15 protein-coding genes are annotated in these 24,149 nt (G+C 49.5%); 12 read left to right on the top strand and 3 right to left on the bottom strand.

The annotated features are described in order from the left end of the window. Nucleotides 1–75: 75 nt before the first annotated feature. Nucleotides 76–1,824 carry a sensor domain-containing diguanylate cyclase gene (locus tag Q365_RS0113760; RefSeq protein WP_028023887.1) on the bottom strand — a complete coding sequence of 583 codons (1,749 nt, stop codon included), beginning with the start codon at nt 1,822–1,824 and terminating at the stop codon, nt 76–78. Nucleotides 1,825–1,959: 135 nt separating this feature from the next. Then, the gene (locus Q365_RS0113765; protein ID WP_028023888.1) at nt 1,960–2,886 is read right to left on the bottom strand and encodes a TIGR01212 family radical SAM protein; all 927 of its coding nucleotides are present in this window, start codon (nt 2,884–2,886) and stop codon (nt 1,960–1,962) included. 586 nt (nt 2,887–3,472) lie between these two features. On the opposite strand from Q365_RS0113765, the gene gltB (Q365_RS0113770) reads away from it, so the two are divergent. The 11 genes from gltB (Q365_RS0113770) (at nt 3,473) to Q365_RS0113820 (ending at nt 21,287) form a co-directional block, all read left to right on the top strand. Beyond that, a complete protein-coding gene (gene gltB, locus Q365_RS0113770) occupies nt 3,473–8,020 on the top strand; it encodes a glutamate synthase large subunit (protein ID WP_028023889.1) in 4,548 nt (1,515 codons plus the stop codon). Then, complete coding sequence (locus tag Q365_RS0113775; RefSeq protein ID WP_028023890.1) at nt 8,013–9,482, top strand: glutamate synthase subunit beta; 1,470 nt, start codon at nt 8,013–8,015, stop codon at nt 9,480–9,482. Before gltB (Q365_RS0113770) ends, Q365_RS0113775 begins: the two co-directional genes overlap by 8 nt. Before the next feature lie 394 nt (nt 9,483–9,876). Continuing rightward, complete coding sequence (gltB, locus tag Q365_RS0113780) at nt 9,877–14,343, top strand: glutamate synthase large subunit (RefSeq protein ID WP_028023891.1); 4,467 nt, start codon at nt 9,877–9,879, stop codon at nt 14,341–14,343. Between the two features lie 11 nt (nt 14,344–14,354). Continuing rightward, the gene (locus tag Q365_RS0113785) at nt 14,355–15,770 is read left to right on the top strand and encodes an FAD-dependent oxidoreductase (RefSeq protein ID WP_028023892.1); all 1,416 of its coding nucleotides are present in this window, start codon (nt 14,355–14,357) and stop codon (nt 15,768–15,770) included. Nucleotides 15,771–15,889: 119 nt separating this feature from the next. Beyond that, nucleotides 15,890–16,591, top strand: a complete 702-nt coding sequence (gene mtnN, locus Q365_RS0113790) for a 5'-methylthioadenosine/S-adenosylhomocysteine nucleosidase (protein WP_028023893.1) — start codon at nt 15,890–15,892, stop codon at nt 16,589–16,591. Continuing rightward, nucleotides 16,591–17,556: a cobalamin biosynthesis family protein gene (locus Q365_RS0113795; protein WP_028023894.1), complete on the top strand. Its 966-nt coding sequence runs from the start codon at nt 16,591–16,593 to the stop codon at nt 17,554–17,556. The genes mtnN and Q365_RS0113795 overlap by 1 nt, the downstream gene beginning before the upstream one ends. After that, nucleotides 17,553–18,377 carry a vitamin B12 ABC transporter substrate-binding protein BtuF gene (btuF, locus tag Q365_RS0113800; RefSeq protein ID WP_028023895.1) on the top strand — a complete coding sequence of 275 codons (825 nt, stop codon included), beginning with the start codon at nt 17,553–17,555 and terminating at the stop codon, nt 18,375–18,377. The genes Q365_RS0113795 and btuF overlap by 4 nt, the downstream gene beginning before the upstream one ends. A 151-nt stretch (nt 18,378–18,528) precedes the next feature. Beyond that, complete coding sequence (locus tag Q365_RS0113805; protein WP_035025025.1) at nt 18,529–19,140, top strand: TRIC cation channel family protein; 612 nt, start codon at nt 18,529–18,531, stop codon at nt 19,138–19,140. Between the two features lie 171 nt (nt 19,141–19,311). Further along, entirely contained in the window at nt 19,312–19,728 is a 417-nt protein-coding gene (locus Q365_RS0113810; protein ID WP_028023897.1) for a VOC family protein, read from the top strand. A gap of 24 nt (nt 19,729–19,752) precedes the next feature. Continuing rightward, nucleotides 19,753–20,739: a questin oxidase family protein gene (locus Q365_RS0113815; RefSeq protein WP_028023898.1), complete on the top strand. Its 987-nt coding sequence runs from the start codon at nt 19,753–19,755 to the stop codon at nt 20,737–20,739. Continuing rightward, on the top strand, nt 20,736–21,287 hold the full coding sequence (locus Q365_RS0113820; RefSeq protein WP_028023899.1) for a flavodoxin family protein: 552 nt from the start codon (nt 20,736–20,738) through the stop codon (nt 21,285–21,287). Before Q365_RS0113815 ends, Q365_RS0113820 begins: the two co-directional genes overlap by 4 nt. Nucleotides 21,288–21,406: 119 nt before the next feature. On the opposite strand, the gene tyrS is transcribed toward Q365_RS0113820, so the two are convergent. Further along, the gene (gene tyrS, locus Q365_RS0113825) at nt 21,407–22,594 is read right to left on the bottom strand and encodes a tyrosine--tRNA ligase (protein WP_028023900.1); all 1,188 of its coding nucleotides are present in this window, start codon (nt 22,592–22,594) and stop codon (nt 21,407–21,409) included. Between the two features lie 189 nt (nt 22,595–22,783). Between tyrS and Q365_RS0113830 the strand changes: the two genes are divergently transcribed. Next, the gene (locus tag Q365_RS0113830; protein ID WP_028023901.1) at nt 22,784–24,106 is read left to right on the top strand and encodes a peptidoglycan DD-metalloendopeptidase family protein; all 1,323 of its coding nucleotides are present in this window, start codon (nt 22,784–22,786) and stop codon (nt 24,104–24,106) included. Nucleotides 24,107–24,149: the final 43 nt, after the last annotated feature.

Below are 24,149 nucleotides of genomic sequence, written 5' to 3' on the forward strand. Positions count from 1 at the left end.
CTTGAGCGTTGGGAAGAAAAAGAAAAAGACGCGCAGAGCGACCAAGGACGTTAGCTGCACACGATTGGGAGAATACTACGATATTTCTGCGTTGGTCTCGGCATTCGACGCTATCTGATCACGTCCAGCATTTTTGGCTTGATACAGCGCCCGGTCAGCCATTGAAACCAAATCACCATAATCTTGCCCTGCGGCAGGATGCAAAGTCGCGATACCTTGACTCAACGTGATGTGCTTGGACACTTGGGAGAATTCATGTGGGATGCTCGCAAGAGAAAGCTCGTAAGCAATGTTGTCTGCCACTACACGGGCCCCCTCTTCCGACGTGCTCGGGAGCAAAATCGCAAATTCTTCGCCACCATAACGTGCAACCGCATCTAACGGACGACGAATCACGTGTTGAAACACCTCAGCAACGCGTCGCAATGCGGTGTCACCTTGTTGGTGACCATAGTTATCATTGTAGGGTTTGAAGTAGTCAATATCACAGAGGATCAAAGACAGCGGCTCTTGTTCACGAATATGAGAATGCCACATCTTCACTAGCTGCTCGTCAAAACTGCGTCGGTTGGCCACCTTGGTCAATCCGTCCATGAAACTCAGTTCTTCAAGTTCCATGATCGCATCAGCCAGTTCTTGCTGAGTGGCTTTACGCTCAGTCACATCTCGTGCAATAACCAATACACCGATGGTGTCGTCAGTCGGGTCGCAGAATTGGGTTTTGGTCAGCTCATACCAAACCTGAGAACCATCACGCTTCATCACCAAATCTTCGTACTTAACGGTATTACCTTGCTCAATCACTGGTACGTCAATACGTTGATGCTGAGTGAGAACTTCTGGGTCCATCACATCGACTGCATGCTCTCCTTCGAGATTATCATGCGTCGCGCCCATGGCTTCGGCAAACGCGGCATTGCCCCCTAGGAACTCATAGTCTTTGTTGTAAATACCAATAGGATCGACACTGGCTTTGAAGATAGAAGCCAAGACGTTAGAGTGCTTTTTGAGCTGCTGCTCCACTTCCTGCCTCGCTTCAATTTCTTGCTCCATGACTTGTCGCATCATGTGCCAGTTCGTCACGTCATGGCTGATACTCAAGGTGCCATAGATACGATGATAGTCGTCTCGCAAGACAGTCTGGCTGGTTTCAAGCAAACAACTGTCGCCATTAGGGTTAGTCGTCCAACTTTGTTGCGTTCGGCGGCCTTCGACTTCGCGGTGTGAATGAAGGAGTACACCTTCTTTTTCTCTTCCTTCCCAGAACTGATCAAATGCCACATTGGAGCCAACAATTTTGCCGTCCCTGTCCTGAAAACAGACCAACTCAGCAAGCGAGTTAATAACACTGCGGAAAATTTGATTATCGTTCTCAACAAACGGCTCGCTATAAATAGAGTCAGACTCTGGCTCCAACGAAACAATCCATGACCTTTGTCCATTGCACCAAACAGGAAGCGCGGAAAAACGCGCATAGCGCCGAACTCGAGTGTCCGACGACGAACGAAAATCGGGAGTAATCTCAATAAATGGGTTTGGCCAGCGTCGGTTAGCAAGTAAGGCATCGATTGACTGGCGTTCGCGTTCACCTCGAATGCGATAGTTACTGTTCTCATGCGCAATATTGAACAGGCGAACGAAACTCCGGTTAGCGTAGAGAATGCTACCGTCTTTTTCGCTCACCATTGCTTTCGGAGAATGAAGATTAGCGAGATAGGCCTGCCAGGTCTTCATCGACATCACACGTCGGCGGGAAATCAAGAAAGACCCCACGAAGAAAACCACAGATAGAATCAATACCGCAAAGGGCACCCACTCACTCATTAATTCGTCCTTTGCTCAACATCCTTGAAGCAGCATTATATTTTTGAATAAACATCACGCTTTATCTTGCCACACTGATATGAAAGAACACGAACAGGGCTTACTTATTTTTCTGACAATTAAACACTTGTCACACTATTGTGCGACATTAAACGGATTGCCAATCAAACTTCCTTGCGCACCTTTCACTGTCAACAAACGCGCGATGTCGGTCATGGCTAACCAGCGATTTTCGCACCATTCAGGGGCCAACAACGTAGGCCTTCTCGCACTTGCGGAGACACGGTGATAAACGATATCTGACGGCGTTCTCAAAATCATTTCAGAGGCGCTGTCGGCATAGTCTTGAAGTGTAATCGCCTGCAAACGCCCAGCTCGCCACGATTTGGCCATGATACTTCCTTCAACAATATGTAAAGGATGCAATTTGATGCCATCCGCGCCCGTATCGACGACGCGCTCGATGGTGCCAATATGATCATCTTTCGTATCACCTGGCAAACCCACGATCAAATGCGTACAAACATTCAAACCTAATGCACGTGCACGTCGAGTCACCTTGTCATAGCAGGCAAAGTCGTGGCCCCGATTAATACGCTGAAGCGTTCGGTCATTGGCCGTTTGCAGCCCCAACTCCAACCAAATTTCAAAGCCCTGATCTTTATAGCTAGCCAAAAGATCCAACACCGCATCTGGCACACAATCAGGTCGGGTGCCAACACATAGCCCAACAATGTCCGCATGTTTCAAAGCTTCTTCATACATCGCCTTAAGCTTCTCTACTTCCGCATAGGTGCTGGTATAAGCCTGAAAATAGGCCAAGTAGCGCTTGGCTCTGTTTACCTCAATAGCACGACGAGAAAGCTGGTCTGATACCGATAACTGCTGCGCGGTTTCATCCGCAAATGAGGCGACATTACAAAACGTACATCCTCCACGACCGATCGTTCCATCACGGTTAGGACAGCTAAATCCGCCATGCAGCGTTAGCTTATGAACTTTTTCGCCATACCTGCGTTGTAAGTCCTGACCAAAGGTATTCACCAAGTGATGAAGCTCCATTGTCGTCTGCCTATATTGTTAGATTGAGGGGGAGAATAAAAAAGCGCGGGATCCTATCACCGATGCCTCCCTGAAAACCTCGACCAAATCAATGTAGGTTCAAATTTTCATCACATCAGGTGAAAGTTAATTACATTTCAAATTCTTCCATGTAGGCATACTTCTTCACCAAAAATATCAATATTCACACAATGCAGCTTATGATGATTTTTTATTCATAAATACCGACAAACCAGTCGTACGGAAACGATTGCAAGGCAATTGATTGGCAATTTTTGATGGTAATTAAATTTCGAAATATGTAGGATAGCTACAGCTGCGTCTAAATTGTGAGCAATAAAATTCGCTAAATTTGGCACTCAACCAGTGACTTATTTGGCTAATCAAATGAAACGCAGCACTACTGCATAGGATTGCAGAACGGAGAAGGTGACTACTTTCGAAGTAATCACCGGGCTTGGGTACCTCGAATAGACAAAATTTGTCTATTCAATATTGGAACCCGCTCAGCTTGTACCCGCAACAGGTACAGCAAGGGAAGACAAATGCGCCCGCTGCATTTGTGTCAACTGGAAGGACGTAAAAAATGACTGATTCAGTGCTACGCACAGAGGGGCTTTATGTGCCCGAAATGGAACACGACGCCTGTGGTATTGGGTTCGTAGCCCACTTAAAAAACAGAAAGTCTCACGCGATTGTCACTCAGGCACTTGATATGCTGGCCCGCATGGAACACCGCGGTGGCCAAGGCTGTGACCCATGTAGTGGTGACGGTGCAGGTATTCTTTTACAAAAACCTCACGAATTCTTACTCGAAGAAACCCGTAAGCAAGGCTTCCAATTGCCTTCTACTGACAAATACGGTGTTGGTGTTATGTTGTTCCCGAAAGACGAGAACAAACGCCAGCAATGCCGTGACATCTTCGAGCGCAACGCTGCACGTCTTGAGTTAGAAGTGATCGGTTACCGCGTATTGCCAACCGACAACTCAATGATTGGTGCCGACCCACTAAGCACTGAACCTCAGTTCGAACACGCCTTTGTTACGGGCGGCGACCACCTTTCTATTGATGAACTTGAGCGCAAACTGTTTGTTCTTCGTAACTATACAGTCCGAGTTTGCTTAGAAAGCATCTCGAACATTGGCGACGATTTCTACATCAACTCTTTCTCCGCCAAGACACTGGTTTACAAAGGTCAGCTAACGACTGAGCAAGTACCTCAGTACTTTTTAGACTTGCAAAACCCTTCGATGGTCACGGCATTGGCGTTGGTTCACTCACGCTTCTCTACCAACACCTTCCCTCGTTGGCGCTTGGCTCAGCCTTTCCGTAATATCGCGCACAACGGCGAAATCAATACCGTTCGCGGTAACCTGAACTGGATGAAGGCACGCGAAGCATTGCTGGAATCTAAACTGTTCAGCGATCAAGAACTCAAAATGCTGCTGCCTATCTGTCAAGAAGGCGCATCTGACTCTGCTAACTTCGACATGGCGCTAGAACTGCTAACGCTATCTGGTCGTAGCATGCCGCACGTCCTAATGATGATGGTGCCGGAAGCTTGGCAAGAGAAGAAAGACATGGATCCGAAACTCCGTGCTTTCTACCAATTCCACGCCAACATCATGGAACCATGGGATGGCCCAGCCTCTCTATGTTTCACTGATGGCGTAAAAGTCGGCGCGACGCTTGACCGTAACGGTCTTCGCCCAAGCCGCTATACCGTGACAAAAGACGACTACCTCATCATGGCATCCGAGTCTGGTGTTGTAGATATCGCGCCTGAAAACGTTCACTTCCGTGGCCGTTTGCAGCCGGGCCGTATTTTCGTTGCCGACCTAGAACAAGGCCGCATCATTTCTGATGAAGAAGTGAAAAACGAAATCGCCTCTGCACAGCCATACCAAGAGTGGGTTGAGAAGAACTTGTTGCAACTCGACAAACTTCCAGAAGCCGGCACTAAGAACCACCAGCCATCTCCTGAGCGTCTGTTGCATCATCAACAAGCGTTTGGCGTAACCACAGAAGAAGTGAATGAAATTCTTCTTCCTATGGCCAAAGATGGTAAAGAGCCACTGGGTGCTATGGGTGCGGATTGGCCATTGGCTATTCTTTCTCACCAGTCTCAGCACTTATCTAACTACTTTAAGCAGCTGTTCGCACAGGTCACCAACCCACCGATCGACCCGATCCGTGAGCGTATGGTCATGTCTTTGAAAACCTACTTAGGTCAAGACCAGAACCTGCTGATTGAAACACCTGAGCATTGCCGCAAAGTGGAATTGGAAACCCCAGTTCTGAGCAATGCGGAGCTAGAAAAGCTGCGTGCCATTGATAACGATCACCTCCAAGCGAAAACGCTAGATATCGTATTCCGTGCAAGCGGCGAAAACGGCAAGCTAGAGCGCGCACTAAAACGTATTTGTCAGTATGCAGAAGATGCGGTTAACGATGGTTACTCCATCATCCTTCTGACTGACCGTGCCGTGAACTCTAACCATGCAGCTATCCCAGCGATGCTTGCAGTAGGTGCGGTTCACCACCACCTGATCCGCAAAGGCCTTCGTGCAAAAGCGGACATCGTTATCGAAACGGGCGACGCTCGTGAAACCCATCACTTCGCCACGCTCGTTGGCTACGGTGCGAATGCTGTTAACCCGTACCTGGTCTACGAAACTTTGGTCGATTTACAGCGCACCAAGAAGCTTGATCCAGAAGCGGATGTGGATGTGTTGTTCGAGAACTACCGTAAGTCTATCAACGCTGGCTTGCTGAAAATCTTCTCGAAAATGGGCATTTCAACCCTTCAGTCTTACCACGGTGCGCAAATCTTTGAAGCATTGGGTATCAGCAAAGCGGTTGTCGACAAATACTTCACCGGTACTGTTTCGCGTATTCAAGGCCTAAGCATTGATGACATCGCGAAAGAAGTGCTGATCCGTCACCGTTTGGGTTACCCGACGCGTGAAATCCCAGTTCAAATGCTGGATGTCGGTGGTGTTTATCAGTGGAAACAACGTGGTGAGAAGCACCTGTTCAACCCTGAAACCATCCACTTGCTGCAAAACTCAACGCGTAACAAAGACGTTAAGCAGTTCAAAGAGTATTGCCACGCTGTAGACAGCCAAGGTGATGATGCTGCGACGCTTCGTAGCCAGTTTGATTTTGTGAAGAATCCAGCAGGTAGCATTCCTCTTGAAGAGGTTGAGCCAATTGAAAGCATCCTGAAGCGTTTCGCTACCGGTGCAATGAGCTTTGGTTCTATCTCTCATGAAGCACACTCGACCCTTGCAGTCGCAATGAACCGCATCGGCGCGAAATCAAACTCAGGTGAAGGTGGCGAAGACCCAGCCCGTTTTGAGAAGAAAGACAACGGTGATTGGGAACGCTCAGCAATCAAACAGGTTGCATCAGGTCGTTTCGGTGTAACGTCTTACTACCTCACCAATGCCGCTGAGATCCAAATCAAAATGGCGCAAGGCGCGAAGCCAGGTGAAGGTGGTCAACTTCCAGGTCACAAAGTTGATGACTGGATTGGTCGCACACGTCACTCCACCCCAGGGGTCGGCCTAATTTCACCACCGCCACACCACGACATCTACTCTATCGAGGATTTGGCGCAGCTGATTTATGACCTGAAAAACGCAAACCGTGAAGCGCGAGTCAACGTCAAACTGGTATCAGAAGCAGGTGTTGGCACCATCGCGTCAGGCGTAGCAAAAGCCAAAGCTGACGTGGTACTGATTGCAGGTTTTGATGGCGGTACCGGTGCATCACCACTGTCGTCAATCAAGCATGCGGGTCTGCCATGGGAACTAGGTTTGGCGGAAACTCACCAAACTCTGCTGAAAAACGGCCTGCGTAACCGTATCGTCGTTCAATCAGATGGTCAGATGAAAACCCCTCGTGACCTAGCAGTAGCAACACTACTGGGCGCAGAAGAATGGGGCGTGGCAACAGCAGCACTGGTTGTTGAAGGTTGTATCATGATGCGTAAGTGTCACCTCAACACCTGTCCTGTCGGTATCGCAACACAAGATAAAACCCTGCGTGAGCGTTTTGACGGCCGCGTAGAAGACATCGTGACCTTCTTCACTTACATGGCTGAAGGCCTGCGTGAAGTGATGGCAGAGCTTGGCTACCGTTCTATTAACGAAATGGTCGGTCAGTCTCAGCACCTAAAAGTACGTAGCGATGTGGGTCACTGGAAGTATAAGAACCTTGACCTCAACGTTGTTCTTCACAAAGAAGAGCCACGCGAAGGCGACGGCATGTACTGCCAGCGCGAGCAAAACCACGGTCTTGAAACCATCTTGGATCGTCGCTTGATTGAAGCAGCGTCGAGTGCGCTTTATGAAGGCCGCAAGGTGGATGCCGAGTTCGCTATCGTCAACACAGACCGCAGTGCGGGTACTATGTTGTCGAATGAGATTTCGAAAATCTACAAAGACCAAGGCTTACCAGAGCAAATGAATGTGAAATTCAAAGGCTCTGCAGGTCAAAGCTTCGGTGCATTCCTTGCGAAAGGTGTGAAGTTCGAAGTCGAAGGCGACGCGAACGACTACTGGGGTAAAGGTTTATCTGGCGGTACCTTGGTGCTGTATCCAGATGCGAAGAGCGACATCATTGCAGAAGACAACATCGTTGTTGGTAACGTCTGTTTCTACGGCGCAACCTCTGGTGAGTCATTCATTCGCGGTGTTGCAGGCGAGCGTTTCTGTGTTCGTAACTCCGGCGCGAAAGTGGTTGTTGAAGGTATTGGCGATCACGGCTGTGAGTACATGACCGGTGGTGTTGCCATTGTTCTTGGTCAAACAGGCCGTAACTTTGCAGCAGGTATGAGCGGCGGTGTTGCTTATATCTGGGACCAGTTCGAAAACTTTGAATCTAAGCTGAACCCAGAGTTGGTTGACTTGGATCCATTGGATGCGGAAGACATTGAACTGCTGAAAGAGATGATTGGTAAACACCAAGCATTGACGGGCAGTGCCGTAGCGAAGACCTTCTTGTCAAACGTTGATGAGAACCTCAAGCGCATCGTGAAAGTGATGCCGCGTGATTACAAAGCTGTGCTGGAACAACGCAAAGCAGAAGCCGCAAACAAGGAAGAAGTGGAGGCTGTAAATGGGTAAGCCAACTGGATTTTTAGAATTTGGCCGTGAACTCCCGGGCAAAAAAGACCCTGCGGTTCGTATTCAAGACAACAAGGAATTTGTCCTGAACGAAGAGTTTGGTGAAAAGATTAACGAGCAATCGTCACGTTGTATGGATTGCGGCGTACCGTTTTGTCATAACGGTTGCCCAATCGGTAACATCATTCCTGAATTCAATGACGCGGTATATCGCGACAGCTGGGAAGAGGCGTGGAACATCTTGAGTTCTACCAACAACTTCCCTGAATTCACAGGTCGTGTGTGCCCTGCACCGTGTGAAACATCGTGCGTTCTTGGTATTAACCAAGACCCAATCACGATTTGTAATATCGAGAAAACCATCGTTGAGACGGCGTACCGTGAAGGCTATGCCAAACCAAAAATCCCAACATCTCGCACCGGTAAGAAAGTCGCGATCATCGGTTCAGGCCCTGCGGGCCTGTCTGCTGCTGAGCAACTTAACAGTGCAGGCCATTCCGTCACCGTCTTTGAACGTGATGAGAAAGTCGGTGGTTTGCTGCGTTTCGGTATTCCTGATTTCAAACTGGGCATGGACATTATCGATCGTAAGATCAACCTAATGGCCGAAGCTGGTGTGCAATTTGAAGTGAATGCGCACGTAGGCATCAACGTTAACGCTCAGCAAATCCGTCAAGACTTCGATGTGGTGTTGCTCACGGGTGGCTCGACTGTGCCACGCGATTTGCCAATTCCAGGTCGCGATCTGAAAGGCGTGCATTTTGCGATGGAATTCCTCGGTCAAAACAACCGCCGTGCAAACGGCATGGATTTGAAAACCGAAGAAATCCACGTCAAAGACAAGCATGTTGTTGTGATTGGTGGCGGTGACACAGGTTCTGACTGTGTAGGTACCTCCAACCGTCATGGCGCGAAAAGCATTACTCAAGTGGAAATCATGCCGATCCCACCGGAGAAACGCCCAGCCAACATGCCTTGGCCGCAATACCCAATGATCATGCGCACTTCAACGTCTCACGAAGAAGGCTGTGACCGTCATTGGAATATCCTGACCAAAGAATTCATCGGTGATGATGCAGGCAATGTTAAAGCACTGCGTATCGCGGATATTGTTTGGAAAGATGCAGCGCCAGGCGAACGCCCCGGTTTTGAAGAAGTGGCAGGCACCGAGCGTGTTATCCCATGTGATAACGCATTCTTGGCGATGGGCTTCCTTCATCCAGAACCTCAAGGTGTGCTAGCACAGCTAGATGTTGCCTTGGATGACCGCGGTAACGTGGCGGCAACCAATTATCAAACAAGTCAAAAAGGCGTATTTGCTGCAGGTGATATGCGTACTGGCCAGTCTCTGGTTGTACGTTGTATCAACGAAGGCCGCGAATGTGCCCGTGCAATTGATACTTATCTAATGGGTGATACGCATCTTGAGGCTAAAGCAGACTCTTTGATGCTCTCCGCATAACTATAAGTAAGTGTTATCTTCCAGTTTTGCCAGCCCCCGCGGCTGGCTTTTTTCTTTTTGACGCCCTGAAACTGCGTCACTTCCTCCCCGACTTCCCGTACACATCGCAAAAAGCCAGCAACATGCTTGGACGAATCTCAGCGTGCGAATAAGTGAATCTCTGCGACAGAGTTAAAAAAACCACCACAAAATGCTACATCACCCCCTACAATTCGACATATATATCTGTTTAAAAACGAGGTTAATGTGATGTGACGAAATTTGACCTAGTCATCATTAACCGATAAGTTGTTCTGCCCAAAATAAATACCGTTGAGCACGATGACTCAACCTAAATGCCAGGAAGGCATAGAACTGCAGTCACTGCCTGGAGCAGTCGCAAGGGAGAATTGCAATGTCGCTGTATGATCCAATGCTGGAGAAAGACAACTGCGGCTTTGGCCTCATTGCCCATACCGAGGGCGAGGCGAGCCACAAACTTGTCCGAACCGCTATTTCCGCACTAGACCGAATGACCCACCGCGGCGCAATTAACGCCGATGGGAAAACGGGTGATGGTTGCGGCTTATTACTTCAAAAGCCCGATAACTTTTTCCGCATGATTGCCGAAGAGAACAACTGGACACTCAGTAAACTCTACGGCGTCGGCATGATTTTCCTCAGCCAAGATCCCGAGAAAGCCAAAAAAGCCAAAGCGATCTTTGAGCGTGAAATTGAAGCCGAAACCCTGTCTATTGTCGGCTGGCGCGAAGTGCCAACCAACTCAGACGTACTGGGTGAAATTGCCCTGAGCTCAGTCCCTACTATTGAGCAAGTCTTCATCAACGGCCCAGCTGGTTGGCGCGCCCGTGACCTCGAGCGCCGTCTGTATATCGCCCGTCGCCGCGCAGAAAAAGCCCTTCAAGAAGACTCAGATTTCTACATCACTAGCCTGTCGACACGTACCATTGTCTACAAAGGCTTGTGCATGCCGGCCGATCTGCCAAGGTTCTACCTTGATCTTGCCGATCTTCGTCTTGAGTCTTCGATCTGTTTGTTCCACCAGCGCTTTTCAACCAACACCACTCCCCGTTGGCCATTGGCTCAGCCATTTCGCTATTTGGCGCACAATGGTGAAATCAACACCATTGAAGGTAACCGCCAATGGGCGCGCGCACGTGCTTACAAATTCAAGTCACCGCTTTTGCCTGACCTAGAGCAAGCCGCGCCGTTTGTGAATGAAACAGGTTCCGACAGTTCTAGCCTTGATAACATGCTGGAAGTCTTCTTGGCTGGCGGCATGGATTTGTTCCGTGCAATGCGCATGCTTGTGCCACCCGCGTGGCAGAATCACCCAGACATGGACGAAGACTTACGCGCATTTTACGACTTTAACTCCATGCACATGGAGCCTTGGGATGGCCCCGCTGGCATCGTAATGTCAGACGGTCGATACGCCGCATGTAACCTCGACCGAAATGGCCTGCGCCCCGCACGATATGTTGTCACCAAAGACAAACTGATCACCCTCGCTTCCGAAGTGGGCATCTGGGATTACGCACCGGACGAAGTGGCCGAAAAAGGCCGTGTTGGCCCCGGTGAGTTGCTGGTTATTGATACCTTTGACGGTGAAGTGTGGCACTCCGCCGACATCGATAACGATCTGAAAGGTCGTCACCCGTATAAAGCATGGCTCGACAAAAACGTTCGACGCCTCACGCCTTTTGAAGACATGGATCCAAGCGCTCGCACTGCCCAACGCAACATGAGCGATGATGAGCTTCAGACTTACCAAAAACTCTATGGCGTCTCCGGCGAAGAGCTCGATCAGGTTCTGCGTGTTCTTGGCGATATCGGCCAAGAAGCAACGGGCTCGATGGGTGATGACACGCCAATGGCGGTACTCTCTTCCAAAGCACGAAACGTCGCGGATTACTTCCGACAAAAGTTCGCGCAGGTGACTAACCCACCGATCGATCCCTTACGTGAAAACCACGTTATGTCACTGGCAACGTCGATTGGTCGTGAGAAAAATGTCTTCTCAGAAACCGATGGCCACGCACACCGCGTCTCGTTCAAAAGCCCCGTTCTGCTCTATTCAGACATGGTGCAGTTGCTTGAGTTGGACGATGAGTATTATCAAAACAGCATCATCGACATCAACTTCAACCCTGAAGAGAAAGATCTCGAACAAGCCATTATTGATGTTTGCGACCAAGCAGAGCGCGTCGTTCGTGGCGGCACAGTATTGGTGGTCTTGTCAGACCGCGGCATCGCAAAAGACAAACTCCCGATCCCGGCAGCCATGGCGGTCGGTGCCGTTCAACAACGTTTGGTAAACGCCAATCTGCGTTGTGATGCCAACATTGTTATCGAAACCGCGTCTGCACGCGATCCACATCAATTCGCCGTTTTACTTGGCTTTGGTGCAACAGCGGTTTACCCATACCTCGCGTATGAGTCCATCGGTAAGATGGTCGACAACAAAGTGATTGTCAAAACCATGTCGGAAGCGGCGCTTAACTTCCGAAATGGTATCCATAAAGGCCTGTTTAAAATCATGTCTAAGATGGGTATTTCGACCATTGCCTCTTACCGCTGTTCTCAGTTGTTTGAAGCTGTCGGACTCAATGACAACGTGGTTAACCTTTGCTTTAAAGGTGTAGCAAGCCGTATTCAAGGCGCGGATTTTGATGACTTCCAGCAAGATCTCGTCAACCTGTCGCGTCGCGCTTGGCTCAAGCGTAAACCACTCGAACACGGTGGCTTGCTAAAGTACGTCCACAATGGCGAATACCACGCGTATAACCCAGATGTCGTGAACTCGCTGCAATCTGCAGTGAAATCCGGCGAAAGTGTTGATTACAAGACTTACGCAAAAACGGTTAACAGCCGCCCAGTTTCATCAATTCGCGATTTGATGCGCCTCAAGCCCGCTGAAAAACCATCGGTTCTTGAGCACGTTGAACCGTCAAGCGAACTGTTTAAGCGTTTCGACTCCGCGGCCATGTCTATTGGTGCCTTGAGCCCAGAAGCGCATGAAGCTCTCGCGATTGCGATGAACCGCCTTGGCGGCAATTCCAACTCAGGCGAAGGTGGCGAAGATCCACGCCGCTTTAACTCCGAGCGTAACTCGCGCATCAAGCAGATTGCTTCAGGCCGATTTGGCGTGACGCCTCATTACCTAACTAATGCCGACGTGCTGCAAATCAAAGTGGCGCAAGGAGCTAAGCCGGGGGAAGGTGGACAACTTCCAGGCCACAAAGTCACCGCAGAAATTGCGCGTCTTCGTCACTCTGTACAAGGCGTCACACTGATTTCACCACCGCCGCACCACGACATTTACTCGATTGAAGATTTGGCACAGCTAATTTTCGATCTCAAGCAAGTGAACCCTGATGCGCTGGTGTCGGTGAAGCTGGTATCTGAACCTGGCGTGGGCACGATCGCGGTGGGTGTGGCGAAAGCCTATGCCGATCTCATCACCATTTCCGGTTACGACGGCGGCACAGGCGCAAGCCCACTCACCTCGGTGAAATACGCCGGTAGCCCGTGGGAACTTGGTCTTGCAGAAACACAACAAGCACTCGTCGCGAACGGCCTTCGCCACAAAATTCGCCTCCAAGTGGATGGTGGGTTGAAAACAGGCTTAGACATCATCAAGGCCACCATTTTGGGTGCTGAAAGCTTCGGCTTTGGCACTGCGCCAATGGTCGCTCTGGGTTGTAAATACCTGCGTATTTGTCACTTGAACAACTGCGCGACCGGTGTTGCAACGCAAGATGACACGCTACGTCGCGACTACTTCAAAGGCTTGCCAGAGCAAGTGATGAACTTCTTTAAAGGCCTTGCCGAAGAAGTGCGTGAGCTGATGGCAGAGCTTGGCGTTGAGAAACTCACCGATTTGATTGGTCGAACTGACCTACTGGAAGCGGTTGACGGTTTCACGGCCAAGCAGCTTAAACTCGATTTGAGCAGCATCCTTGAATCACCAACACCGGCGGCGGGTAAATCCGTTTATTGGACAGAACCAAACCCACCGTTTGATAAAGCCTTGCTGAACCAAACACTCATGGGCACGTTTGCCGATTCCATCGAAAAACGTCAGCCCGCGAGTACGTACCTCAACGTGAAAAACACCGACCGCTCCATCGGCGCGACCTTGTCCGGTGCCATCGCGAAACGTTACGGCAACCAAGGTATGGCGGGCACACCGCTCAATATCCAGTTGCAGGGCACTGCGGGACAATCCCTCGGCGTTTGGAATGCGGGTGGCGTGCACATCACGCTCACGGGCGATGCCAATGACTATGTCGGTAAAGGCATGGCAGGCGGCAGGATCATCATCAAGCCGCCAGTGGGTTCCGCGTTCCGTTCACACGAATCTACCATCATCGGTAACACCTGTTTGTATGGCGCAACGGGCGGTAAATTGTTTGCTGCTGGCACGGCGGGTGAACGTTTTGCGGTGCGTAACTCCGGCTCTTTAGCCCTGGTGGAAGGCGCTGGTGACAATGCCTGCGAATACATGACAGGTGGCATCGTTGCCATCCTCGGTCATTGCGGCGTCAACTTCGGTGCAGGCATGACGGGCGGTTTTGCCTACGTGCTGGATGAAACAGGTGATTTTGCAGGCCGTGTAAACCCTGAACTGGTGGAAGCGCTGTCACTCGATGACTTAACGATTCATCAAGAACACCTCCGTGGTCTCATTGATCAACATCTGGAACTCACCGGTTCCAGCCGTGCGCAGGAAATCCTCGCCGACTTTGAACAATGGATCAGTAAATTCTATCTGGTGAAACCTAAAGCCGCAGACGTTCGCTCTCTGCTTGGTCACCAAAGCCGAAGCGCAGCAGAGCTGCGTGTTCAGGCGCAGTAACGGAGGACCTTATGAGCCAGAACGTTTACCAATTTATCGACGTGCAACGTATCGACCCACGTAAGAAGCCGATCAAGACACGTAAAACAGAGTTCGTTGAAATTTACGAACCCTTCACGGGTACACAAGCATCTGCGCAGTCTGATCGCTGTTTGGACTGTGGTAACCCTTACTGTGAATGGAAATGTCCCGTTCACAACTACATTCCTCAGTGGCTTAAGCTGGCGAATGAAGGCCGTATCATTGAAGCAGTGGAGCTTTCTCACCAGACCAACAGCTTGCCTGAAGTGTGTGGTCGCGTGTGTCCTCAAGACCGCTTGTGCGAAGGTTCATGTACGCTGAATGACGATTTCGGTGCCGTGACCATCGGTAATGTCGAGAAGTACATCACCGACAAAGCCTTCGAAATGGGCTGGAAGCCAGATATGTCTGGCGTGGAATGGACAGATAAGAAAGTCGCCATCATTGGTGCGGGCCCAGCGGGTCTTGCCTGTGCAGACGTGCTCGTTCGCAATGGCGTGAAGCCTGTCGTGTTCGACCGCTACCCAGAGATTGGTGGCTTGCTGACCTTTGGTATTCCCTCGTTCAAATTGGAAAAAGACATCATGCGCAATCGTCAGCGCGTCTTTACTGAGATGGGCGTGGAATTCCAGCTCAACACAGAGGTCGGTTCCGACATCACCATGGAAACCCTGCTGAAAGAATATGATTCGGTGTTCCTTGGTGTTGGCACGTATAAGTCAATGCGAGCAGGCCTTGAAAACGAAGATGCGCCGGGTGTTTACGATGCCCTGCCGTTTTTGATTGCCAACACTTACCGTGTGATGGAACTGGAAGGCGATGCCCCTGAGTTTATCGACATGGCTGGCAAGCAAGTTGTTGTGCTCGGCGGCGGTGATACCGCAATGGACTGTGTTCGCACCTCAATTCGCCACGGCGCGAAAAACGTGGTGTGTGCCTACCGTCGTGACGAAGCCAACATGCCCGGCTCTCGCCGTGAGGTGAAGAATGCCAAAGAAGAAGGCGTGAACTTCATGTTCAACCTTCAACCTCTTGGTCTTGAAGTGGATAGCAGCGGCAACGTCACTGGCGTCAATGTGGTGAAAACCCAACTGGGCGAACCTGATGACGCAGGTCGTCGCCGTCCTGAGCCTGTTGAAGGCAGTGAGCATGTGTTACCCGCCGATGCGGTTATCATGGCCTTTGGCTTCCAACCGCATCAAATGTCTTGGCTCGAACCATTCGACGTTGATTTAGACCAATGGGGACGCATTCAAGCACCAGAAAAAGGCGCGTTCGCGTATCAAACCACCAACGAGAAAATCTTCGCGGGCGGTGATGCCGTTCGCGGTTCAGATTTGGTGGTCACCGCGATTGATGAAGGCCGAAAAGCGGCAGATGGCATATTGGATTACCTCGACGTGTAAACCACTTTGCTTGCTTCAAACATCACGAAATTAAGTGCCTGCAAGGGCACTTTTTTTTCGCGCGAATTTTCCGCCATGATACACTTATTTTCATTAACGAAAATCGTATGAGAACAAACATGAAAATCGGTATTATCGGTGCGATGGAGCAGGAAGTTGCCCTGCTTAAGAACAAGATCAATAACTGCCAACTACAAGAAATTGCAGGCAGCAAATTCTACACAGGTGACATGAATGGCGTTGACGTTGTTCTTCTGCAATCAGGCATTGGCAAAGTTGCTGCTGCACTAAGCACGTCAATTTTGCTTGATCGCTTTAAAGTTACTGAAGTGATCAATACAGGTTCTGCGGGCGGTTTTGACCCTTCACTAAACCTTGGCGATGTTGTCGTGTCGACTGACGTGGCATACCACGATGCTGACGTAACGGCATTTGGTTACACTATGGGTCAAATGGCAGGCCAGCCAGCCACCTTTACATCAAACGAAAAACTGATGGACGTTGCAGAGCAAGCGCTCGCAGCTATGGACCCTGCTCCTCATGCGGTTCGCGGTTTGATCTGTACCGGTGATGCCTTTGTTTGCACCGCCGAGCGCCAAAACTACATTCGTGAACACTTCCCGAACGTGATTGCGGTAGAAATGGAAGCCGCTGCGATTGCGCAAGCATGCCACCAGTTCAACGTACCTTTCGTTGTTGTTCGCGCCATCTCTGATGTTGCCGACAAAGAATCACCGATGACGTTTGACGAGTTCCTGCCACTGGCAGCAAAAAGCTCAAGCGCCATGGTTGAAAAAATGGTCGAACTGCTGAAAGCATAATGAACGAGCTCCTCACACCACTAGACGCTTTGCTGGGCCATTCCACCTTGCTCGCGATGTGGGGAGCTTTGCTATTGCATTGGTTCTTCCCCGTCCCAGCCGAACTCAATCCGCTTTCCTTATGGCGTCAAGTTGCTCACGCCATCGCAGACAAAGTCAATCATGCGGAAGATGCACCTTCCCAGCAACGCCTAGCGGGCGGTCTCGCACTGAGCGTAATGTGGCTGACGTTGGCCGTGTTACTTATCGCACTGAGCCAAATTGTTTGGGTTCCTTGGTTATTTGACCTCCTCTTACTTTGGTTCTCATTGAGCTGGAAACCCCTGACGCAAAGCATGCTGGCGCTAGAAGCTTTCTTAGTGCGCGAAGACAAGCCCGCAGCACGAACGCTTTTGGCACGAACACTCAACCGCGACACTTCTTCACTATCACCCGTCGGCATCGCCAAAGCAGGGTGTGAAACCCTATTGATAGGTTATGCTCGCGGCCTGATCGGCATTCTTTTCTGGTACGCCATTGGTGGTGGCATTGCCGCCTTCCTCTACACACTCATTGTTCAACTGTCACGTTGCTGGCCGACAAGGCGTGAAGAGTTCGTCGAGTTTGGTCTACCCGTATCGGCCGTGTTGAGCGCTGTTGACGCCCTACCATCGCGATTGTTTGCGCTTCTTATTGCAACCGGACACCGCTTCGAACCCGCTCTTAGCGCCATCAAGGAACAAGGCCGAGAGTGGTCTTTTAACGGTGCAGGTTGGATACTCGCAGCGTCAGGTGCAAAATTTCAACTCGCTTTGGGTGGCCCAGCCATCTATGACGATGAAAAAGTCTCCCGTCCACGTATTGGCGGTGAAATTGCGCCATCACCCTTGCACCTCGCCCTCCTGAATCAACAATTGCGGCAAAAAGCCTTACTTTGGATCCTGATCCAAAGCTTCTTAATGTGGTTTGCACACGGATTTCTATGAAGTATCTACACCTGCTTATTATTCTTTGCCTACCCAATATGGTGCTGGCGGAGCCTCTTCGCGTTATTAGTCTTTCACCTCATACCACAGAGCTCGCCTTTGAAGCCGGCCTCGGCGGCAACCTTATTGCCGTCAGCGCACACAGTGACTACCCGCCAGAAGCGTTAGCACTCGAACAAGTGGCGAATTTCAGAGGGATTAATATCGAACGGGTTGTCACACTAAAGCCAGATCTCGTGCTTGCTTGGAAAGGCGGCAACCCTGATCGCGAACTGGCTAAGCTTGAGCGCTTAGGTATTGAGATATTTTATTCCAACCCACACTCGCTCTATGACGCTGCTGATAACATCGAAAAACTCGGCCAATGGTCAGCCGATCCGGCCAAAGCCAAAGCGCGTGCCGACATCGTTCGTCATGAATTGGCTAACATTGAAGCGGCGCAGAAGGGCAAGCGTAAAATTCCTTATTTCTATCAGCTAAGTGACTCACCGTTAATGACAAACAACGGCGAACATTGGCCTCAACCGCTATTTTCATTGTGTGGAGGTGAAAATATTTTCGCCAACAGTGTCGCGCCCTATCCACAAATCAGCATGGAACAAGTGATTGTAAGAACACCGCAAGCTATCTTTTATCCATCAGTAAAAGCGGCACCGTCCAAGGAATGGGCTAAGTGGGCTGAGTTCATTCCGGCAGTGAAGAACAACGATATTTTTGCGATAAGTGGGGATTGGTTAAGTCGACCGACACCACGCGCGTTGAAGGCGGTAAAACATATATGCAGTGCCTTTGATAAAGTAAGAAGCGATCTCGATCACTAATTCAAACATGGTCGCCAGCCCCTATAAACATCGGATTGCTCGATAACGTATTTCACGTACAATCGCGCACGTTTTTGTTGGCGTAATGCCACAGATATTAGGCCTACCGCGCATCGCGATGTGCCTTTCTTTGGGAATGGAACTGCGTACCATGCTTTTATATATATTGGACATATTTGGAACCGCAGTATTTGCGATTTCTGGCGTTTTGTTGGCAGGTAAGCTTCGGATGGATCCCTTTGGCGTGGTAGTACTCGCCATGGTAACCGCCATTGGTGGTGGCACGATTCGAGACATGGCATTAGGCGCAACCCCCGTGTTTTGGGTCAACAGTCCTGAATACCTTTGGGTCATCCTCATCATCTGTATGCTGTCTTTGTTACTGATCCGCCATCCACGTCGTCTTCCTTGGTATTTTTTACCCGTTGCTGACGCCATTGGTCTCGCAGTTTTTGTCGCGATTGGCGTGGATAAGGCACTAAGTTACGGTGCTTCACCTTTAGTTGCAGTGATCATGGGTGTGATCACTGGATGTGGCGGCGGTATTATCCGCGACGTATTGGCAAGAGAAGTGCCGATGGTATTGCGAACCGAAGTGTACGCCACGGCATGTATTGCTGGCGGCGCAATTCATACCCTCGCATTGGCAGCCAATGCCGATGTTGAGTTAGCGTCAATATCAGGCATGATAACCACATTATTGATCCGCCTTGCTGCCATTCGTTGGCACCTGTCTCTACCAACGTTTGCCATCAGCAAATAGAGATAGTCCTCCTCAACACACTAAGAAAGACTCAAAAAACGCACGTTACTCGACGTGCGTTTTTTTATGTCACTCGCAATTAAATAAAGCAAAAACTTTACATATCTAGCTCATTGCCTATTATATAAACAAATAAGTTTACTTAAACACGTAAGACAACAGGAGAGCATCATGAGTAGTTATGTTGAACATGCCAATATCACCGTTACTGATCTCAATCGCACCATCGCCTTCTTACAAACAGCGATGCCTGATTTTTTCGTGCGTGGCGGAGGAAAAGACGAGCTTTCCGCTTGGTGTCATATTGGATCAGAGACGTCTTATATCGCACTTGAGGAAGAGTTGATTGATAAGCCCGTTGATCGAATATCACATTCCCAATTAGGTGTTAACCACATTGGTTTTGTCGTTGAGGATGCGACGCGAGTGGCCGAGAACCTCAAAGCGGCTGGATTCAAGCAAGTGTCTTTTGACGAAAGCCACCCTAGCCGCAAGCGCGCGTATTTCTACGACACCGATGGTATTCAATGGGAGTTTATCGAATACCTTACCGATGATTTTGGAAGCCGAAACGACTACGTGTTGTAACGACAAGAGCAAAGGAATGCAGCCATGTACCAATCATTCACATCAATAGGCTTTGAGCTGATAAAGAGAAGTCATCGCTTCGGGCCTACTTTCAGTGCCCGCCTATCTAACCATCTACCGATGGCTCTGTCGGCGATGCAAAGACTGGGCGCATCCAGTGACCAGTTGAACGCAGAATATAAGCGGGCATCCGGTCACTTAGCTCCTCTCGGAAACGCATTGGGGGTATCCGCGCCAACACTAGGACAAAGCACGCACAACGTTGATTTTGTAGAATATTACCGCGAGATGTTAAGTCAGATTGGGGCGGAAAAGACCCTAAAACAAGTGCTACCTTCGTTGCTACCAGGGATATCTGCTGGCGCTTTTCATGGTGTCATCCGCCTCGCCTATGCCGTTGAGCTAGGAGATATTGACGAAACTAGTCACGCACTTGCCTACTGGTCTTCAGGCCACACGCCGCTAGGCGAGCTTTCGTTTCAACAAAATCTCAGCGCAGAAGAGGATTTAAACCAAGCCCTTTCGATATTTCATGATCAAACTTACCACGAAGGGATCATCATCGATCACGTGGAGGAACTGATCACACTGCAAAAGTATCAAACCATCGCGAGTCAGCCGAGTTCGTTGTCACTAGAAGAAGTCGCTCGCATCGTGCTATCCCAGTATTCGGCCAGCAACGATTTTACCTTGCTACATGGCGTTACAGGTTTTCAAGCGCTCGTTTCTCTCTTTCCTTTCATTGAGAATCACGATCTTGCCCTGCACTATTTCTGGCAGGCTTATGTCGCTGCATCATGCACTGCTGCATACCGTGAACCCTTTCAGCGCCCAGTTCAGGTGCACGCTCCCAGAGATATTCTTGATTGGTCACATTGGTTCGAACAGGCATTAGAAACTGAAAATGACCACACCATCAAACTCACTTATAGCTGCGCACGCCTTTATGATCACCTGCGCCTCCCTGAAGCCCTATCCGCCATAAAATATCGACTGGAGACCTCATCATGAAGAACATTGCTATCATCTATTTTTCCAACACAGGAAGTACAGAGAACATGGCGCTGGCCATTGCTGAAGGCGCAAAACAACAAGGCGCTAAGGTATTGACTCACGCAATTTCCGGCACGGAGATCGCTGAGGGGCGCTTTAAAAACGATGCCTTGTTTGAAAAACTCGAAAATATGGATGCCATTATTTTTGGCTCACCAACCTATATGGGTGGCCCAGCAGCACAGTTTAAAGCCTTTGTAGATGCAAGTAGCGAGACATGGTCAAATCAGCTATGGCACAACAAGCTGGCAGCAGGATTTACGGTGGGCGGCAGTCCGTGCGGTGAAGTGCAAAGCACAATTGAGAGCTTTTATATGTTCGCCACGCAGCACAGTATGTTGTGGGTAGGTATCGATGCCCCAGAAGGCACATCATCAAGAACATTCAATCGCCTCAATTCATCGCTCGGTGCCATCGGCTTGGTGGATGAAAAAGGCCAACTGGATGACATTGATATAAAAACGGCGATGCGGCTTGGCGAGCGGGTGGCAGAGCTGGTTCGCTAGAGTCTGTTGACCTGATTTATGACGGGACATTAGGCACAAAAAAGGCGCTTTTCAGCGCCTTTTCATTTTGGGTCACATAGCTCAGTAGTAAAAGCTAAGTGCTAAAGCTCAGCAGTAAATTACGCTAACGTGATACGTGCGAATTTACGTTTACCCACTTGGTAAACAGAAGTACCTGCCGCAGGAACCAGTTTCGTATCTTCGACTTTTTCGCCGTCAATCTTCACTGCACCTTGGCGAATCATACGCATCGCATCTGAGGTAGAGCCAACTAGGTCAGCGTCTTTCAGAAGGTTCGCAATCGCGACGCCTTGCTCAAAAGAGAATTCAGCCATTTCTTCTGGCATCGCACCTTTTTGGAAACGATTGATGAATTCAGCTTCAGCGGCTTCTGCATCAGTTTCAGAGTGGAAACGCGCAATGATTTCTTTTGCCAGCAAGATCTTCACATCACGTGGGTTCTTACCGCCTTCGATGTCTGCTTTAAATTGTGCAATTTCTTCCAATGGACGGAATGACAGCAATTCAAAGTAGTTCCACATCAAATCATCAGAGATAGACATGATTTTGCCGAACATCTCGTTAGGCACATCGCTGATACCAATGTAGTTGTGAGCAGACTTTGACATCTTCTTCACGCCGTCCAGGCCCACCAGCAAAGGCATGGTGATCACAACTTGTTGAGACTGACCGTTTTGCTTTTGTAGCTCACGACCCATCAACAAGTTGAATTTCTGATCCGTACCGCCCAGTTCAACATCCGCTTCAAGCGCAACTGAGTCATAACCTTGCAGAAGCGGGTAAATGAATTCATGGATAGCGATTGGTTGGTTGTTGGTGTAACGCTTTTTAAAATCATCACGCTCAAGCATACGCGCAACGGTAGAGCTTGCCGCCAAACGGATCATGCCGTCTGTGCCTAGCTCACTCAACCAGCTTGAGTTGAACTCAATGCGGGTTTTAGCAGGATCCAAAATTTTGAAGATCTGCTCTTTGTACGTTTCAGCATTGCTAAGCACTTGCTCACGAGTCAGCGGCGGACGCGTTGCGTTCTTGCCACTTGGATCACCCACCATCGCGGTATAATCACCGATCAGGAAGATAACTTCATGGCCCAGCTCTTGAAACGCACGCAATTTATTCATGATCACAGTGTGACCAAGGTGAATATCTGGCGCCGTTGGATCCGCACCCAACTTGATACGAAGAGGACGGTTTTCTTTTAGTTTCGCAATCAGTTCCGCTTCAGGAATCAATTCCTCAACACCACGCTTAATTTCGGCTAGCGCGGCTTCAATGCTCGCCATATTTTATCGCTCCCACAGAATCGGCATTTTTTCGTAAGCCGACATACTACTTGAATAGCGATGGTTTTTGAAACCAGTTAAACTGAAAGCAAGCTAAAACGGATTCACTGGCCATTCTGTATTCACAAAGGGATTTGGCATAAACATGGTGCATTCGAATAAATCCCTTTTTCTAATGATTGTTTCTTAATGCCTGTTAATAAAATTGCTGCGTTACCAAAGTTTCATCAATTGTTGATCATGGCTCTCAGTGCCTTCATTGTGCTACTGGTTGCGATTCCTTCAGAATCACCGGCTCAACATCCCGATGCCAAGTTTGAGGTGGGGAAACTTTACCCAATACCTCTAGAAACCTCTTCTTTATTGCCACCTAAAGGTGAACCGCAACCGAACCAGTCATTTGTTCCGCTCGAGTGGCACAAATTTAGCGTTCAGGCGGGTGATAGCCTTGCTGGTATTTTTGACCGTGTGGGTATTAGCCCAACCACGCTTTACCGACTGATAAACAGCGACAAGGGCACTAAGTCTCTCGCCTCACTCAAAGTGGGCGATGAAATTCGCCTAGGCTTTGATGAAAATGGCCTGTTTACCCAACTGGTTCAGCCTAAAAATGCCAACGAAACGCTAATCGTTAACCGCATTGGAAATGACTTCGTTTCCAAAGTGGAATCCAAGCAAATCGACACACAAGTTAACTATGCATCGGCAACCATTACGTCTAGTTTCTGGAATGCTGGCGTAAGTGGCGGGCTAAGCCCCAATCAAATCATGGAGCTTGCTGGTCTTTTTGGCTGGGATATTGATTTCGCATTAGATATTCGCCAAGGCGACCACTTCTCGGTGCTGTATGAAGAGCAACTTGTTGAAGGTGAGATGATTGGTCGAGGCGATATCCTTGCCGCCACTTTCACCAACCGCGGCGAAACGTTTACCGCCATTCGTTCGAAGACGGGGAAATACTACGACGAAAAAGGACGCGCCATGAAAAAAGCGTTCTTACGTTCACCGGTTAACTTCCGTTACGTCAGCTCTAACTTTAACCCGCGTCGTCTGCACCCTGTCACTGGCAAAGTGAAATCCCACAGAGGTACTGACTATGTTGCACCTGTTGGTACGCCAATATGGGCAGCTGGTGACGGTATCGTCATGAAGTCGGCATATAACCAATTCAACGGTCACTATGTCTTCATCAAACACAGCTCCACCTACATCACCAAGTATTTGCACCTCACCAAACGTAAGGTCAAAACGGGTCAGCGTGTGAAGCAGGGACAAACTATTGGTACGCTGGGCGGAACAGGGCGCGTAACAGGCCCGCATTTGCACTATGAATTTTTGGTACATGGCGTTCACAAGAACCCACGTACTGTGAAACTGCCACAAGCGAAATCACTCTCAGGCAAAGCGAAAACTGAGTTTATTTCTCTGGCACAGCAACGATTAGCTCAACTCAATAAGTTCAGCCAACTGCTTGCATCAATAGGTACCCTAGAGCGCAATAACGCCTCTTAATGATTCACCACCACAGTCTGTGAGACATAAAAAAAGCAGCGCC

Source organism: Enterovibrio calviensis DSM 14347 (genome assembly GCF_000621165.1).
GTDB classification, from domain to species: Bacteria; Pseudomonadota; Gammaproteobacteria; order Enterobacterales; family Vibrionaceae; genus Enterovibrio; species Enterovibrio calviensis.